This window comes from Stenotrophomonas sp. BIGb0135 (assembly GCF_024810105.1).
Classification (GTDB): domain Bacteria; phylum Pseudomonadota; class Gammaproteobacteria; order Xanthomonadales; family Xanthomonadaceae; genus Stenotrophomonas; species Stenotrophomonas maltophilia_AB.
In genome coordinates, this window is record NZ_JANUDX010000019.1 from 1 (window position 1) to 16,605 (window position 16,605).

A 16,605-nucleotide genomic window follows, 5' to 3' on the forward strand; every position below is an offset into this window, starting at 1 on the left:
CAACCCGGTCGCCATGGACGAAGGCCTGCGCTTCGCCATCCGCGAAGGCGGCCGTACCGTCGGCGCCGGCGTGGTCTCCAAGATCATCGCGTAATTTCGTCAAACCGGCGGTTGCATAGCTCCGCCGGTCTCGCGAATGGCGGGCCGGGAACCTCGGTCCGCCTTCGCCGTCTAAGGGAAGGCAGTTTTTCAGTACGCCAGTAGCTCAATTGGCAGAGCAGCGGTCTCCAAAACCGCAGGTTGGGGGTTCGAGTCCCTCCTGGCGTGCCACTTCTCCCTTCCAGCGGCCATGCCATGCCGCCTCAGCAGCCAGAGCCGGATGAACAGCAAGATCGAGCATTCCAAGGACAACACCTCTACCGGAGGTGACATCGTCAAGTACGCCGCCGCAACTCTTCTGGTGCTGGCGGGTCTTTTTGCTTGGTACTGGTTCGGCACCCCTGAGCATGCGTCCCAGAGTGCATGGGCCGGTCCGCTTCGCGGTCTGGCCGTTGTCGTTGGCCTGGTGGCCGGCGTTGGCGTGTTCCTGATGACCGGCAAAGGTCGCGACACGCGTGAGTTCCTTTCCGAATCGCGTTTCGAACTGCGCAAGGTTGTCTGGCCGACCCGCCAGGAAGCCATCCGCATGACCTGGGTGGTGATCGTGGTTGTGATCATCCTCAGCCTGCTGCTGGGCGGATTTGATTTCCTGATTCAGAAAGCGACCCAGTGGTTCCTGGGTCGATAAGGAGAAACCAGTGAAGCGTTGGTACGTCGTTCACGCCTATTCGGGCTTCGAAAAGTCGGTTGCGCAGGCTCTGCGCGATCGCATCGTGCGTGACGAGATGCAGGAGCGCTTCGGTGATGTCCTGGTCCCGACCGAGGAAGTGGTCGAAATGCGTTCCGGCCAGAAGCGCCGTTCCGAGCGCAAGTTCTTCCCGGGTTACGTGCTGGTCCAGATCGAGACCCACGAAGAAAACGGCATTCCGCGTATCGACAACGAAAGCTGGCACCTTGTGAAGGACACCTCCAAGGTGATGGGCTTCATCGGCGGCACCGCCGACCGTCCGTTGCCGATCCGTGACGAAGAGGCTGCTGCCATCCTCGATCGCGTTCAGGAAGGCGTCGAAAAGCCGCGTCCGAAGGTCCTGTTCGAGCCGGGCCAGATGGTCCGCGTCACCGAAGGCCCGTTCAACGACTTCAATGGCGTGGTCGAAGAAGTCAACTACGAGAAGAGCCGTCTGCGCGTCTCGGTGCTGATCTTCGGTCGTGCCACCCCGGTCGAACTCGAGTTCGGCCAGGTCGAAAAGCAGGCCTGATGCGCCTGCCCGGACCGCCGGGGCATGCCCCGCGGTCCGACCGATATGCCTGTACAGGCATGTGAAGAAAAAACCTGATATAGTGCGCGGCTTCCTGCCAGGAAGCTGGCAAAAAGCAAGGGCCGCCGCAAGGTGGCCTTCTGCGTGAATTCAAAACGCGATGCCGGGACGCGTGATTCCCGGTCCGATGGGGAGCCTGTTGTCGCAAGGCGCTAGCACCCGGAGAGTACTCACATGGCAAAGAAAGTTGTCGGTTACATCAAGCTGCAGGTGAAGGCCGGTCAGGCCAACCCCTCGCCGCCGGTCGGTCCTGCGCTGGGTCAGCGCGGCCTGAACATCATGGAATTCTGCAAGGCCTTCAATGCCGCCACGCAGAAGCATGAGCCGGGCCTGCCGGTCCCGGTCATCATCACGGCCTACTCGGACCGTACGTTCACCTTCATCACCAAGAGCACCCCGGCCGCCGTGCTGCTCAAGAAGGCTGCAGGCATCTCCTCGGGCTCCAAGCGCCCGAACACCGACAAGGTGGGCAAGGTGACCCGTAAGCAGCTGGAAGAAATCGCCAAGACCAAGGAAGCCGACCTGACGGCCGCCGACCTGGACGCCGCGGTGCGCACGATTGCCGGTTCTGCCCGTTCCATGGGCCTCGTGGTGGAGGGTTAAGAAGATGGCACAGACCAAGCGTGAGAAGGCCATCAAGGCCGCCGTCGTCCCGGGTAAGGCATATGCCTTCGAGGACGCCATCAAGATCCTGAAGACCGCTACCAAGGCCAAGTTCGTCGAGTCCTTCGACGTCGCTGTGCGCCTGGGCGTGGACGCCAAGAAGTCCGACCAGCAGGTGCGCGGTTCCACCGTGCTGCCGGCCGGTACCGGCAAGAGCGTGCGCGTTGCCGTCTTCGCCCCGGCCGGTGCCAAGGCTGACGAAGCCCTGGCCGCTGGCGCCGAAGCCGTCGGCATGGACGACCTGGCCGAGAAGATGCAGGCCGGCGATCTGAACTACGACGTCGTCATCGCCACCCCGGACGCCATGCGCGTCGTGGGTAAGCTGGGCACCGTGCTCGGCCCGCGCGGCCTGATGCCGAACCCGAAGGTCGGCACCGTCTCGGCCAACCCGGGCGAAGCCGTCAAGAATGCCAAGTCGGGTCAGGTGCGTTACCGCACCGACAAGGCCGGCATCATCCATTGCACCATCGGCAAGGCCGACTTCGCCGAAGACGCGCTGAAGTCGAACCTGCAGGCGCTGCTGATGGACCTGATCAAGGCCAAGCCGGCCACCTCGAAGGGCACCTACCTGCAGAAGGTTTCGGTCAGCTCGACGATGGGCCCGGGCGTCACCGTCGACCAGTCGTCGCTGACCCTGAAGTAATCGTTTCAAGCGGGTCCCGGGCCCAGGTCCGGTACCCGCGATATTTGAAGGCAATCCGAGTGGGGTCCGCCCCGCGACGATAGCCGTCAAAGACCGCAGGCGCGGTCAGTACGTACCGGCGACGGGCAGGGATGCTCGCTTTGGCAAGGAGTCGCCGCCGGCGCAGTACCGACCGCTTAATCGATTCCCCCGGGAATCACCCTGCGTAGATGGTGCCCTTCTGGAGTTTTTCTGGTTTACGCACGTCTGGGTTTACCCAGGTTGGCCATCCAGGTCTAGAACGGCCCACCCTTGGAACATCACCTGATGTTCCCGGCGTCCAGGATGGATACCGCCCAGGACCGCGCGCGGCAGGAGCCGTAAGCGGAGTTCAATTGGAGGAGTGCAATGGCTCTCAATCTGTCCCAGAAGCAAGAAGTAGTCGCGGAGCTGGCAGAAGTCGCCGCCAAGGCTCACTCCTTGATCGCAGCCGAATACGCTGGCACCACGGTCTCCCAGATGACCGCGATGCGCAAGCAGGCACGCGAAACCGGCGTTTTCTTGAAAGTTGTCAAGAACACGCTGGCGGCACGTGCAGTGGAAGGTACCGAGTACGAATGCGCCAAAGACGCGCTCGTCGGTCCGCTGCTGTACGCGTTCTCGCTCGAGGAGCCCGGCGCAGCCGGTCGCCTGATCAAGGATTTTGCCAAGACCAACGACAAGCTGCAGGCAAAGGTCGTGGCCATCGGCGGGGAACTGTTCCCGGCTGGCCATGTCGACGTGCTGGCCTCGCTGCCGACCCGTGATCAGGCCCTGGCCATGCTGGCCCGCGTCCTGTCCGAGCCGGTCACGATGTTCGCCCGTGCCGTCAAGGCCGTGGCCGACAAGCAGGGTGGCGGTGAAACCGCTGACGCTGCCGAGCCGGTCGCCGAAACCGCCTGAGTCGACGTTTCCGTGGTTCCTGACGGAACCTCAACCCAGAAAATTATCCAAAGGTAATCAAAATGTCCCTTACCAACGAACAGATCGTCGACGCAATCGCCGAGAAGTCCCTGATGGAAGTGATGGAGCTGGTCAAGGCCATCGAAGAGAAGTTCGGCGTCTCCGCCGCTGCTCCGGTCGCCGCCGCTGTGGCTGGCCCGGCTGCCGTCGTTGAAGAGCAGACCGAATTCGACGTCATCCTGAAGTCGGCTGGCGACAAGAAGGTCGAAGTGATTAAGGCTGTCCGCGCCATCACCGGCCTGGGCCTGAAGGAAGCCAAGGACCTGGCAGAAGCCGGCGGCATGATCAAGGAAGCCGCTTCGAAGGACGACGCTGCCAAGTTCAAGAAGGACCTGGAAGCTGCTGGCGCGACTGTCGAAGTCAAGTAAGCAGTTCCTTGCCTCGCCATCGAATCACGGCGATGCAGCCAAGGCTGGGGGCGTAAGCCCCCGGCCTTTGGTCGTTGTTGCGACAACGACCGGTAGAGCCGACCGTGAGTCGGCTGCTGTAGAGCCGACCGTTGGTCGGCTGTGTAGAGCCGACCGTTGGTCGGCTGCAGTAGAGCCGACCGTTGGTCGGCTGACCTTTCCGGCCCCAGGCCGGCGAGTTGGCAGTTGGAAGTAGCGGGAGAAGGCGTGCTGGTGCCGGCAATACCAGCGACTTCCAACTGACAATTTTCATGTTCCCTTCGGGCCGCGCCTGTACGGCGGCCCGCACAGCCAAGGTGAGACCCCATGACGTCATATTCGTTCACCGAAAAGAAGCGTATCCGCAAGGATTTCGGCAAGCAGCGCTCGATCCTCGAAGTGCCTTTCCTGCTCGCCATCCAGGTGGATTCCTACCGTGAATTCCTGCAGGAAAACATCGATCCGGCCAAGCGCCGCGATCTGGGCCTGCACGCCGCCCTGAAGTCGGTCTTCCCGATCGCCAGCTACAGCGGCAACGCCGCGCTGGAATACGTCGGCTACAAGCTGGGCGAACCGGTGTTCGACGAGCGCGAGTGCCGCCAGCGTGGCATGAGCTACGGCGCGCCGCTGCGCGTGACCGTGCGCCTGGTGATCTACGACCGCGAGTCGTCGACCAAGGCCATCAAGTACGTGAAGGAGCAGGAGGTCTACCTCGGCGAAATCCCGCTGATGACCGACAACGGCACCTTCATCGTGAACGGTACCGAGCGCGTCATCGTGTCGCAGCTGCACCGTTCGCCGGGCGTGTTCTTCGACCACGACCGTGGCAAGACCCACAGCTCGGGCAAGCTGCTGTACAGCGCCCGCATCATCCCGTACCGCGGCTCCTGGCTGGACTTCGAGTTCGACCCGAAGGACGCCCTGTTCACCCGTATCGACCGTCGCCGCAAGCTGCCGGTGTCGATCCTGCTGCGTGCGCTGGGGTACAGCAACGAAGAAATGCTGGCCGAGTTCTTCGAGATCAACACCTTCCACATCAACCCCGATGAAGGTGTGCAGCTCGAACTGGTGGCCGAGCGCCTGCGCGGCGAGACCCTGAACTTCGACCTGGCCGACGGCGACAAGGTCATCGTCGAAGCCGGCAAGCGCATCACCGCGCGCCACGTCAAGCAGCTGGAAGCCTCGGGCATCGCCGCCCTGGCCGTGCCGGACGACTACATCGTCGGCCGCATCCTGTCGCACGACGTGGTGGACGCCAACACCGGTGAACTGCTGGCCCAGGCCAACGATGAAATCACCGACGAACAGCTGCAGGCGTTCCGCAAGGCCGGCGTCGACGCCGTGGGCACCCTGTGGGTGAACGACCTGGATCGTGGCCCGTACCTGTCCAACACCCTGCGCATCGATCCGACCAAGACCCAGCTGGAAGCCCTGGTCGAGATCTATCGCATGATGCGTCCGGGCGAGCCGCCGACCAAGGATGCCGCGCAGAACCTGTTCCACAACCTGTTCTTCACCTTCGAGCGCTACGACCTGTCCACGGTCGGCCGCATGAAGTTCAATCGCCGTGTCGGCCGCAAGGAAGTCACCGGCGAAGCCGTGCTGTACGACCGCAAGTACTTCGGTGAGCGCAACGACGAAGAGTCCAAGCGCCTGGTCGCCGAGCACGCCGACAGCTCCGACATCCTGGACGTGATCAAGGTCCTGACCGAGATCCGCAACGGCCGTGGCGTCGTCGATGACATCGACCACCTGGGCAACCGTCGCGTGCGTTCGGTCGGTGAAATGGCCGAGAACGTGTTCCGCGTGGGCCTGGTCCGCGTCGAGCGCGCGGTCAAGGAGCGCCTGTCGATGGCCGAATCCGAAGGCCTGACCCCGCAGGAGCTGATCAACGCCAAGCCGGTCGCCGCAGCCATCAAGGAGTTCTTCGGCTCCTCGCAGCTGTCGCAGTTCATGGATCAGAACAACCCGCTGTCGGAAGTGACCCACAAGCGTCGCGTCTCGGCCCTGGGCCCGGGCGGCCTGACCCGTGAGCGCGCCGGCTTCGAAGTGCGCGACGTGCACCCGACCCATTACGGCCGCGTCTGCACCATCGAAACTCCGGAAGGCCCGAACATCGGCCTGATCAACTCGCTGGCCGTGTACGCCCGCACCAACCAGTACGGTTTCCTCGAGACCCCGTACCGCAAGGTCGCCGACGGCAAGGTGTCCGACGAGATCGAGTTCCTGTCGGCCATCGAAGAAAACGAGTACGTCATCGCCCAGGCCAACGCCCTGACCGATGCCAAGAGCATGCTCACCGAGCAGTTCGTGCCGTGCCGTTTCCAGGGTGAGTCGCTGCTCAAGCCGCCGGCCGAAGTCCACTTCATGGACGTCTCGCCGATGCAGACCGTGTCGATCGCTGCCGCGCTCGTCCCGTTCCTGGAGCACGATGACGCCAACCGTGCACTGATGGGCGCCAACATGCAACGCCAGGCCGTGCCGACCCTGCGTGCGCAGAAGCCGCTGGTGGGTACCGGCATCGAACGCGCCGTGGCCCGTGACTCGGGTGTGACCGTGAACGCCCGTCGTGGCGGCGAGATCGTGCAGATCGACGCCGGCCGCATCGTGGTCAAGGTCAACGAGGCCGAGATCACCGACGCGACCGACGCCGGCGTGGACATCTACAACCTGATCAAGTACACCCGCTCCAACCAGAACACCTGCATCAACCAGCGTCCGCTGGTCGAAGTGGGCAACGTGGTGGCGCGTGGCGACGTGCTGGCCGACGGTCCGTCCACCGACATCGGCGAACTGGCCCTGGGCCAGAACATGCTGATCGCCTTCATGCCGTGGAACGGCTACAACTTCGAAGACTCCATCCTGCTTTCCGAGCGCGTGGTGGAAGAGGATCGTTACACCACGATCCACATCGAAGAGCTGACCTGCGTCGCGCGTGACACCAAGCTGGGGCCGGAGGAAATCTCCGCCGATATCCCGAACGTCTCCGAGCAGGCCCTGAACCGCCTGGACGAGAGCGGCGTGGTGTACATCGGTGCCGAAGTGCGCGCCGGCGACATCATGGTCGGCAAGGTCACCCCGAAGGGCGAAAGCCAGCTGACCCCGGAAGAGAAGCTGCTGCGCGCGATCTTCGGCGAGAAGGCCTCGGACGTGAAGGACAGCTCGCTGCGCGTGCCGCCGGGCATGGACGGCACCGTCATCGACGTGCAGGTCTTCACCCGCGACGGCATCGAGAAGGACAAGCGTGCGCGCCAGATCGAGGAAAACGAGATCAAGCGCGTCAAGAAGGACTTCGACGACCAGTTCCGCATCCTGGAAGCGGCCATCTACGCCCGTCTGCGTTCGCAGATCGTGGGCAAGGTGGTCAACGGTGGTGCCGGCCTGAAGAAGGGCGACAGCGTCACCGACGCCTACCTGGACGGCCTGAAGAAGGCCGACTGGTTCGTGCTGCGCATGAAGGACGACGACGCCGCCGAAGCCATCGAACGCGCCCAGAAGCAGATCCAGGCGCACGAGAAGGAATTCGAGCGTCGCTTCGCCGACAAGCGCGGCAAGATCACCGCCGGTGACGACCTCGCCCCGGGCGTGCTGAAGATGGTCAAGGTGTTCCTGGCCGTGAAGCGTCGCATCCAGCCGGGCGACAAGATGGCAGGCCGCCACGGCAACAAGGGTGTGGTCTCCAACGTGGTGCCGGTCGAGGACATGCCGTACATGGCCTCGGGCGAGACCGTGGACATCGTGCTGAACCCGCTGGGCGTGCCGTCGCGTATGAACATCGGCCAGATCCTGGAAGTGCACCTGGGCTGGGCCGCCAAGGGCCTGGGTCGCAAGATCCAGGGCATGCTGGAAGCCCAGGCCGCGATCAACGACCTGCGCAAGTTCCTGGACGATGTCTACAACCACGACAAGACCCAGCACGCCAACCACGTCGACCTGACCCAGTTCAGCGACGAGGAGCTGCTGCGCCTGGCCGGCAACCTGACCGACGGCGTGCCGATGGCCACCCCGGTGTTCGACGGTGCCACCGAAGCCGAGATCAAGCACATGCTTGCCCTGGCCGACCTGCCGCTGAGCGGCCAGACCCAGCTGTATGACGGCCGCACCGGTGAGGCATTCGATCGCCACACCACCGTCGGCTACATGCACTACCTGAAGCTGAACCACCTGGTCGACGACAAGATGCACGCCCGTTCGACCGGCCCGTACTCGCTCGTTACCCAGCAGCCGCTGGGCGGCAAGGCGCAGTTCGGCGGCCAGCGCTTCGGTGAAATGGAAGTCTGGGCGCTGGAAGCCTACGGCGCGGCGTACACCCTGCAGGAAATGCTGACGGTGAAGTCCGATGACGTGCAGGGCCGCAACCAGATGTACAAGAACATCGTCGACGGTGAGCACGAGATGGTCGCGGGCATGCCGGAATCCTTCAACGTTCTCGTGAAGGAAATCCGCTCGCTGGCCATCAACATGGAACTGGAAGACAACTGATCGTGCAGGCGCGGCTGCCCCGGCAGCCGCGCCGCCGGAAGTGACTCGACAGCCCCATCGACAAGATTTCCTCCTTTCGGAGAAACACCATGAAAGACTTGCTGAACCTCTTCAACCAGCAGCGCCAGACGCTGGACTTCGACGCGATCAAGATCGCGCTGGCCTCGCCGGACCTGATCCGTTCGTGGTCCTTCGGCGAAGTGAAGAAGCCGGAAACCATCAACTACCGTACCTTCAAGCCGGAGCGTGACGGCCTGTTCTGCGCCGCCATCTTCGGGCCGGTCAAGGACTACGAGTGCCTGTGCGGCAAGTACAAGCGCATGAAGCACCGCGGCGTGGTCTGCGAAAAGTGCGGCACCGAAGTCACCCTGGCCAAGGTGCGCCGCGAGCGCATGGGCCACATCGACCTGGCCTCGCCGGTCGCGCACATCTGGTTCCTCAAGTCGCTGCCGTCGCGCATCGGCCTGATGCTGGACATGACCCTGCGTGACATCGAGCGCGTGCTGTACTTCGAAGCGTACGTGGTGACCGAGCCGGGCCTGACCGCCCTGGAGCGCCGCCAGCTGCTGACCGAAGAACAGTACCTGCAGGCGCGCCAGGAGCACGGCGACGACTTCGACGCCGCCATGGGCGCCGAGGCCGTGTACGAACTGCTGCGCACCATCGACCTGCAGTCGGAAATGACCCGCCTGCGCGAAGAAATCGCCAGCACCGGTTCGGAAACCAAGCTCAAGCGACTGACCAAGCGCATCAAGCTGGTCGAGGCCTTCCTCGAGTCGGGCAACCGTCCGGAGTGGATGGTCATGACCGTGCTGCCGGTGCTGCCGCCGGACCTGCGTCCGCTGGTCCCGCTGGACGGCGGCCGCTTCGCGACCTCCGACCTGAACGACCTGTACCGCCGCGTCATCAACCGCAACAACCGCCTGCGCCGCCTGCTCGAGCTGAACGCTCCGGACATCATCGTGCGCAATGAAAAGCGCATGCTGCAGGAATCGGTCGATGCGCTGCTGGACAACGGCCGTCGCGGCCGTGCCATCACCGGTACCAACAAGCGCCCGCTGAAGTCGCTGGCCGACATGATCAAGGGCAAGCAGGGCCGCTTCCGCCAGAACCTGCTGGGCAAGCGCGTCGACTACTCGGGCCGTTCGGTCATCGTGGTCGGTCCGTACCTGCGCCTGCACCAGTGCGGCCTGCCGAAGAAGATGGCGCTCGAGCTGTTCAAGCCGTTCGTCTTCGCCAAGCTGCAGCGTCGTGGCCTGGCCACCACCATCAAGGCCGCCAAGAAGCTGGTCGAGCGCGAAGAAGCCGAAGTCTGGGACATCCTGGAAGAGGTCATCCGCGAACACCCGGTCATGCTGAACCGTGCGCCGACCCTGCACCGTCTGGGCATCCAGGCGTTCGAGCCGGTCCTGATCGAAGGCAAGGCCATCCAGCTGCACCCGCTGGTCTGCACCGCGTTCAACGCCGACTTCGACGGTGACCAGATGGCCGTCCACGTGCCGCTCTCGCTGGAAGCCCAGCTGGAAGCGCGTGCGCTGATGATGTCCACCAACAACATCCTGTCGCCGGCCAACGGCGAGCCGATCATCGTGCCGTCGCAGGACGTGGTGCTGGGTCTGTACTACATGACCCGCTCGCTGGAAAACAAGAAGGGCGAGGGCATGGCCTTCGCCAACATCGCCGAAGTCAAGCGCGCCTACGACAACCGCGTGGTGGAACTGCACGCGCGCGTCAAGGTCCGCATCACCGAGGTGGTGACCGACGAAGACGGCAACAAGCAGAACAAGACCTCGATCGTGGACACCACGATCGGTCGCGCCCTGCTGGCTGAAATCCTGCCGGAAGGCCTGCCGTTCGCGCTGGCCAACACCGAGCTGACCAAGAAGAACATCAGCCGCCTGATCAACTCCAGCTACCGCCAGCTGGGCTTGAAGGACACGGTCGTGTTCGCCGACAAGCTGATGTACACCGGCTTCGCCTACGCAACCCGCGCCGGCGTGTCGATCGGCATCGACGACATGCTGATCCCGGACGAGAAGAAGGGCATCCTCACCGAGGCCGAAGCCGAGGTGCTGGAAATCCAGGAGCAGTACCAGTCGGGCCTGGTCACCGCCGGTGAGCGCTACAACAAGGTGGTCGACATCTGGTCGCGTACCAATGAACGCATCGCCAAGGCGATGATGGACACCATCGGTACCGAGAAGGTCGTCAATGCCAAGGGCGAGACCATCGACCAGAAGTCGATGAACTCCCTGTACATCATGGCCGACTCCGGTGCACGAGGCAGCCAGGCGCAGATCCGCCAGCTGGCCGGTATGCGTGGCCTGATGGCGCGACCGGATGGCTCGATCATCGAAACGCCCATCAAGGCGAACTTCCGTGAAGGCCTGAACGTGCAGGAGTACTTCAACTCCACCCACGGTGCCCGTAAGGGTCTGGCCGATACCGCGCTGAAGACCGCCAACTCGGGTTACCTGACCCGTCGTCTGGTGGACGTGGCGCAGGACGTGGTCATCACCGAGGTGGATTGCGGTACCACCGAAGGCCTGACCATGACCCCGATCGTGGAAGGCGGCGACGTCGTGGAGCCGTTGAAGGAGCGCGTGCTGGGTCGCGTGGTTGCCGAGGACGTGTTCCTGCCGGGCAATGACGAAGATCCGATCGTGACCCGCAACACGCTGCTGGACGAAGCGTGGGTGGCCAAGCTTGAAGACGCCAGCGTGCAGTCGGTGAAGGTCCGTTCGACCATCTCCTGCGCCTCGCCCTTCGGCGTCTGCGCCCACTGCTACGGCCGCGATCTGGCCCGTGGCCACATCGTCAACATCGGTGAAGCGGTCGGCGTCATCGCCGCGCAGTCGATCGGTGAGCCGGGTACCCAGCTGACCATGCGTACGTTCCACATCGGTGGTGCGGCATCGCGTGCGGCTGCGGTGGACAACATCACCGTCAAGACCACCGGTTCGGTGAAGTTCAACAACCTGAAGTCGGTCGAGCACGCCAGCGGTTCGCTGGTGGCGGTCTCGCGTTCGGGCGAAATGTCGGTGCTCGATGCCCACGGCCGTGAGCGTGAGCGTTACAAGCTGCCGTACGGTGCGACCATCACGTCCAAGGACGGCGATGCGGTCAAGGCTGGCCAGACCGTGGCCAACTGGGATCCGCATAACCACCCGATCGTGTCGGAAGTGGCGGGTTTCATCCGCTTCATCGACTTCATCGACGGCGTCACCGTCATCGAGAAGACCGACGAACTGACCGGCCTGGCGTCGCGTGAAATCACCGACCCGAAGCGTCGTGGTTCGCAGGCCAAGGACCTGCGTCCGATCGTGCGTATCGTGGATGCCAAGGGCAATGACCTGACCATCCCGAACACCGATCTGCCGGCCCAGTACCTGCTGCCGCCGCGTTCCATCGTCAACCTGCAGGACGGCGCCGCCGTCGGCGTGGGCGACGTGGTCGCCAAGATCCCGCAGGAAGCGTCCAAGACCCGTGACATCACCGGTGGTCTGCCGCGCGTGGCCGATCTGTTCGAAGCGCGCAAGCCGAAGGATCCGGCGATCCTGGCCGAGCGTTCGGGCATCATCAGCTTCGGCAAGGACACCAAGGGCAAGCAGCGCCTGATCATCAAGGACACCGATGGTTCCGAGCACGAAGAGCTGATCCCGAAGTACCGCCAGGTGATCGTGTTCGAAGGCGAGCACGTGACCAAGGGCGAAACCATCGTGGACGGCGAGCCGAGCCCGCAGGACATCCTGCGTCTGCTGGGTGTCGAGCCGCTGGCGGCCTATCTGGTCAAGGAAATCCAGGACGTGTACCGCCTGCAGGGCGTGAAGATCAACGACAAGCACATTGAAGTGATCACCCGCCAGATGCTGCGCAAGGTCGAGATCACCGACCAGGGCAGCAGCAAGTTCCTGAATGGCGAGCAGGCCGAGCGCCAGCGCGTCATCGAGGAAAATGCACGCCTGACCAGCCGCAACGAGCTCATCGCCCGTTTCGATCCGGTCCTGCTGGGCATCACCAAGGCCTCGTTGGCCACCGAGTCGTTCATCTCGGCGGCGTCGTTCCAGGAGACCACCCGCGTGCTGACCGAAGCGGCCGTTCGCGGCACCTCGGACAACCTGCGCGGTCTGAAGGAAAACGTCATCGTCGGCCGTCTGATCCCGGCCGGTACCGGCCTGGCTTACCACGCCAACCGTCGCCGCAACGCGTCGGGCCTGACCGATTCGGAAATGCAGACCCTGTCCGGCAGTGCGCCGGTCGTGGTCGAAGCGCCGGCGGCCGTGGTCGAGTCGACCGAAGCTGAACAGGCTCCGGGCAGCGACGAGTAATACGCGGGCCCGGCTCCGGCCGGGTCGGCGGCAGGGCAGGGCACCGACGCCGGTCGGCGCCCGCCCCGCACCGGGTCCGGCCAGCGGTCGGACCGATGAATCAGCAGCGTCGGCCACTGGTCGGACGCCTGCCGATGAGGTAGGATGCCGGCCGGTCTTGCAAAGGACCGGCTTGACAACCTGAACGGGGGGCATGGAGAAGGCTCCCCTGTAACGGCCCGGGATCAGGGCTGGCTTGGCGCGTGCGCATTTGACTGCGTTTTCGCCAGGTTGCTACAATCGTCTGTCTCAGCAGGCCGGTTTCTCGCCTGCTCGCACATTTCCGCATTCAATGGCCAGTTTTTTCATTGGCCTCTCTCAGAAGAACATACTGATGGCGACGATCAATCAGCTTGTCCGCAAGCCGCGGCAGGCAACCACTTATAAGAGTGCCTCCCCGGCCCTCGATAAGTGCCCCCAGCGCCGTGGCGTCTGCACGCGCGTGTACACCACCACTCCGAAGAAGCCGAACTCGGCGCTTCGCAAGGTTGCCAAGGTTCGCCTGACCAACCAGGAAGAAGTGATTAGCTACATCGGCGGCGAAGGCCACAACCTGCAGGAACACTCCGTGGTCCTGATCCGTGGCGGTCGCGTCAAGGATCTGCCGGGTGTGCGTTACCACACCGTGCGTGGCTCGCTGGACGCCTCCGGCGTTGCCAAGCGTCGCCAGGGCCGTTCCAAGTACGGCGCCAAGCGTCCGAAGAGCTAAGGGAAAGTACACATGTCTCGTAAAGGTAATACGCCGCAGCGCTCTGTCCTGCCGGATCCGAAGCACGGAAGTGAAACCATCGCTCGTTTCATCAACATGGTGATGCTGAGCGGCAAGAAGTCGGTCGCTGAAAAGATCGTCTACGGTGCCATGGACGTGATCGGCGAAAAGAACCCGAACTCCGTCGAGCTGGTGCAGAAGGCTCTGGACAACGTGGCTCCGTCGGTCGAAGTCAAGTCCCGCCGCGTCGGTGGTGCCACCTACCAGGTGCCCGTCGAAGTGCGTTCGTCGCGCAAGATGGCCCTGGCCATGCGTTGGCTGATCGACTCGGCGCGTAAGCGTGGTGAAAACACCATGCCGAAGAAGCTGGCTGCAGAACTGCTGGACGCCTCGGAAAACCGTGGCGGCGCGATCAAGAAGCGCGAAGAAACCCACCGCATGGCCGAAGCCAACAAGGCATTCGCCCACTACCGCTGGTGAGTTTGACGGCCTTGCAAAACAGGCGCGGCGGCACGACTTAGTGCCGCCTCGCGGCACCTGGGGTGCCGCGCCAATCCGAAGGCCGCCGAAAGGCGGCGTTCGGCCATCCGAATTCCAAGAAATCGAGAGGCTCCCGTGGCCCGCAACACTCCCATCGAGCGTTACCGCAACTTCGGCATCATGGCTCACATCGATGCCGGCAAGACCACCACGTCCGAGCGCATCCTGTTCTACACCGGCAAGAGCCACAAGATCGGTGAAGTGCACGACGGCGCTGCCACCATGGACTGGATGGAGCAGGAGCAGGAGCGTGGCATCACGATCCAGTCCGCTGCCACCACCGCGTTCTGGAAGGGCATGGACAAGTCCCTGCCGGAGCACCGCTTCAACATCATCGACACCCCCGGGCACGTCGACTTCACCATCGAAGTCGAGCGTTCGCTGCGCGTGCTCGACGGTGCCGTCTTCGTGCTGTGCGCCGTCGGTGGCGTCCAGCCGCAGTCGGAAACCGTGTGGCGCCAAGCCAACCGGTACAAGGTGCCGCGCATTGCCTTCGTCAACAAGATGGACCGCACCGGCGCGAACTTCACCAAGGTCGTTGGCCAGCTGAAGGCCAAGCTGGGCGCCGTCGCCGTGCCGATGCAGCTGCCGATCGGCGCTGAAGAAGGCTTCAAGGGCGTCGTCGACCTGATCAAGATGAAGGCCATCCATTGGGATGAAGCCTCGCAGGGCATGAAGTTCGAGTACCTGGAAATCCCGGCCGACATGCAGGCGGAGGCCGAAGAGGCCCGCACCTACATGATCGAAGCCGCGGCTGAAGCCAGCGAAGAGCTGATGGAAAAGTACCTGGGCGGCGAAGAGCTGACCGAGGCCGAGATCGTCGAAGCCCTGCGCGTGCGCACCCTGGCCACCGACATCGTGCCGATGTACTGCGGTTCGGCGTTCAAGAACAAGGGCGTGCAGGCCATGCTGGACGGCGTGGTGCAGCTGCTGCCGTCGCCGATCGACGTGCCGGACGTGACCGGTACCGACGTGGACGATGAAACCATCGCCCTGAGCCGCAAGTCCGACGACAAGGCGCCGTTCTCGGCGCTGGCCTTCAAGATCATCACCGACCCGTTCGTGGGCGCGCTGACCTTCTTCCGTGTCTACTCGGGCACGCTGAATGCCGGCGACCAGCTGCTGAACTCGGTGAAGGGCAAGAAGGAGCGCATCGGCCGCATCCTGCAGATGCACTCCAACGATCGTGAAGAAATCAAGGAAGTGCTGGCCGGTGACATCGCCGCGGCCGTGGGCCTGAAGGACACGACCACCGGTGACACCCTGTGCTCGCAGGACCACCCGATCATCCTGGAGCGCATGGTGTTCCCGGAGCCGGTCATCTCGATGGCCGTCGAACCGAAGACCAAGTCCGACCAGGAAAAGATGGGTCTGGCCCTCGGCCGTCTGGCCCAGGAAGATCCGTCGTTCCGCGTCAAGACCGACGAAGAATCCGGCCAGACCATCATCTCGGGCATGGGCGAGCTGCACCTGGACATCATCGTGGATCGCATGAAGCGCGAGTTCAACGTTGAAGCCAACGTCGGCAAGCCGCAGGTTGCGTACCGCGAAACGATCCAGATGTCGGACGTGAAGTCGGACTACAAGCACGCCAAGCAGTCCGGTGGTAAGGGTCAGTACGGTCACGTCGTGATCGAACTGTCGCCGATCACCGATGCCGATCGTGCCGACCCGAAGATCGCGCCGCTGATCAAGGACGACTTCCTGTTCATCAACGACATCACCGGTGGCGTGATTCCGAAGGAATTCATTCCGTCGATCGAAAAGGGCCTGCGCGAAACCATCACCAGCGGTCCGCTGGCGGGCTTCCCGGTCGTGGACGTCAAGGTCAAGCTGGTGTTCGGCTCGTACCACGACGTCGACTCCTCGGAAATGGCGTTCAAGCTGGCGTCCTCGATGGCCTTCAAGCAGGGCTTCCAGAAGGCCAAGCCGGTCCTGCTGGAGCCGATCATGAAGGTCGAGATCGTGACCCCGAGCGACTATCAGGGTGACGTGATGGGCGACGTGAGCCGTCGTCGCGGCATGCTGCAGGGTTCGAGCGTGACCGGTGACGGTTCGGCTGAAATCATCAACGCGATGATTCCGCTGGGCGAAATGTTCGGCTACGCCACCTCGCTGCGTTCGCAGACCCAGGGTCGCGCGACGTTCACGATGGAATTCGACCATTACGAGCCGGCTCCGTCGAACATCGCTGAAACCGTGATCAAGAAGTCCTGAGCGTAAGCTCGGGACTCCACCTCCTTCTTTTCTGATATCCAAGGTATACAACAATGGCAAAGGGTAAGTTCGAGCGCACCAAGCCGCACGTCAACGTCGGCACCATCGGTCACGTCGATCACGGCAAGACCACGCTGACCGCCGCACTGACCAAGATCGGTGCCGAGCGCTTCGGTGGCGAGTTCAAGGATTACTCCGCGATCGACGCCGCGCCGGAAGAAAAGGCCCGTGGCATCACGATCTCGACCGCGCACGTCGA

General features: G+C 63.4%; 12 protein-coding genes, 1 tRNA gene and 1 pseudogene. All 14 read left to right on the top strand.

Annotated elements, in window-relative coordinates; translation table 11 throughout:
• A pseudogene (locus M2421_RS20830) lies at window positions 1-94 on the top strand (elongation factor Tu); the annotation flags it as partial.
• A 100-nt stretch (window positions 95-194) separates the two neighbouring features.
• Window positions 195-270: transfer RNA gene (locus M2421_RS20835), tRNA-Trp, on the top strand.
• Between the two features lie 49 nt (window positions 271-319).
• Window positions 320-727: a preprotein translocase subunit SecE gene (secE, locus tag M2421_RS20840; RefSeq protein ID WP_259210312.1), complete on the top strand. Its 408-nt coding sequence runs from the start codon at window positions 320-322 to the stop codon at window positions 725-727.
• Between the two features lie 10 nt (window positions 728-737).
• The gene (gene nusG / locus M2421_RS20845; RefSeq protein WP_259210314.1) at window positions 738-1,298 is read left to right on the top strand and encodes a transcription termination/antitermination protein NusG; all 561 of its coding nucleotides are present in this window, start codon (window positions 738-740) and stop codon (window positions 1,296-1,298) included.
• Between the two features lie 234 nt (window positions 1,299-1,532).
• On the top strand, window positions 1,533-1,961 hold the full coding sequence (gene rplK, locus M2421_RS20850; protein WP_259210315.1) for a 50S ribosomal protein L11: 429 nt from the start codon (window positions 1,533-1,535) through the stop codon (window positions 1,959-1,961).
• A gap of 4 nt (window positions 1,962-1,965) precedes the next feature.
• Window positions 1,966-2,664 carry a 50S ribosomal protein L1 gene (rplA, locus tag M2421_RS20855; RefSeq protein WP_017356003.1) on the top strand — a complete coding sequence of 233 codons (699 nt, stop codon included), beginning with the start codon at window positions 1,966-1,968 and terminating at the stop codon, window positions 2,662-2,664.
• A 387-nt stretch (window positions 2,665-3,051) separates the two neighbouring features.
• The gene (gene rplJ / locus M2421_RS20860; RefSeq protein WP_259210316.1) at window positions 3,052-3,585 is read left to right on the top strand and encodes a 50S ribosomal protein L10; all 534 of its coding nucleotides are present in this window, start codon (window positions 3,052-3,054) and stop codon (window positions 3,583-3,585) included.
• A gap of 62 nt (window positions 3,586-3,647) precedes the next feature.
• Window positions 3,648-4,013, top strand: coding sequence for a 50S ribosomal protein L7/L12 (rplL, locus tag M2421_RS20865; protein WP_259210318.1), 366 nt, complete (start codon window positions 3,648-3,650; stop codon window positions 4,011-4,013).
• 345 nt (window positions 4,014-4,358) lie between these two features.
• Window positions 4,359-8,513, top strand: coding sequence for a DNA-directed RNA polymerase subunit beta (gene rpoB / locus M2421_RS20870; protein WP_259210319.1), 4,155 nt, complete (start codon window positions 4,359-4,361; stop codon window positions 8,511-8,513).
• Window positions 8,514-8,602: 89 nt separating this feature from the next.
• The gene (rpoC, locus tag M2421_RS20875; RefSeq protein WP_259210321.1) at window positions 8,603-12,841 is read left to right on the top strand and encodes a DNA-directed RNA polymerase subunit beta'; all 4,239 of its coding nucleotides are present in this window, start codon (window positions 8,603-8,605) and stop codon (window positions 12,839-12,841) included.
• A 373-nt stretch (window positions 12,842-13,214) separates the two neighbouring features.
• On the top strand, window positions 13,215-13,589 hold the full coding sequence (rpsL, locus tag M2421_RS20880; protein ID WP_017356008.1) for a 30S ribosomal protein S12: 375 nt from the start codon (window positions 13,215-13,217) through the stop codon (window positions 13,587-13,589).
• 12 nt (window positions 13,590-13,601) lie between these two features.
• Complete coding sequence (gene rpsG, locus M2421_RS20885; RefSeq protein WP_017356009.1) at window positions 13,602-14,069, top strand: 30S ribosomal protein S7; 468 nt, start codon at window positions 13,602-13,604, stop codon at window positions 14,067-14,069.
• A 135-nt stretch (window positions 14,070-14,204) separates the two neighbouring features.
• A complete protein-coding gene (gene fusA / locus M2421_RS20890; protein WP_259210325.1) occupies window positions 14,205-16,346 on the top strand; it encodes an elongation factor G in 2,142 nt (713 codons plus the stop codon).
• Window positions 16,347-16,399: 53 nt separating this feature from the next.
• Window positions 16,400-16,605, top strand: a 206-nt coding sequence (locus M2421_RS20895) for a GTP-binding protein (protein ID WP_259210327.1), incomplete at its 3' end; no start/stop codon positions are given.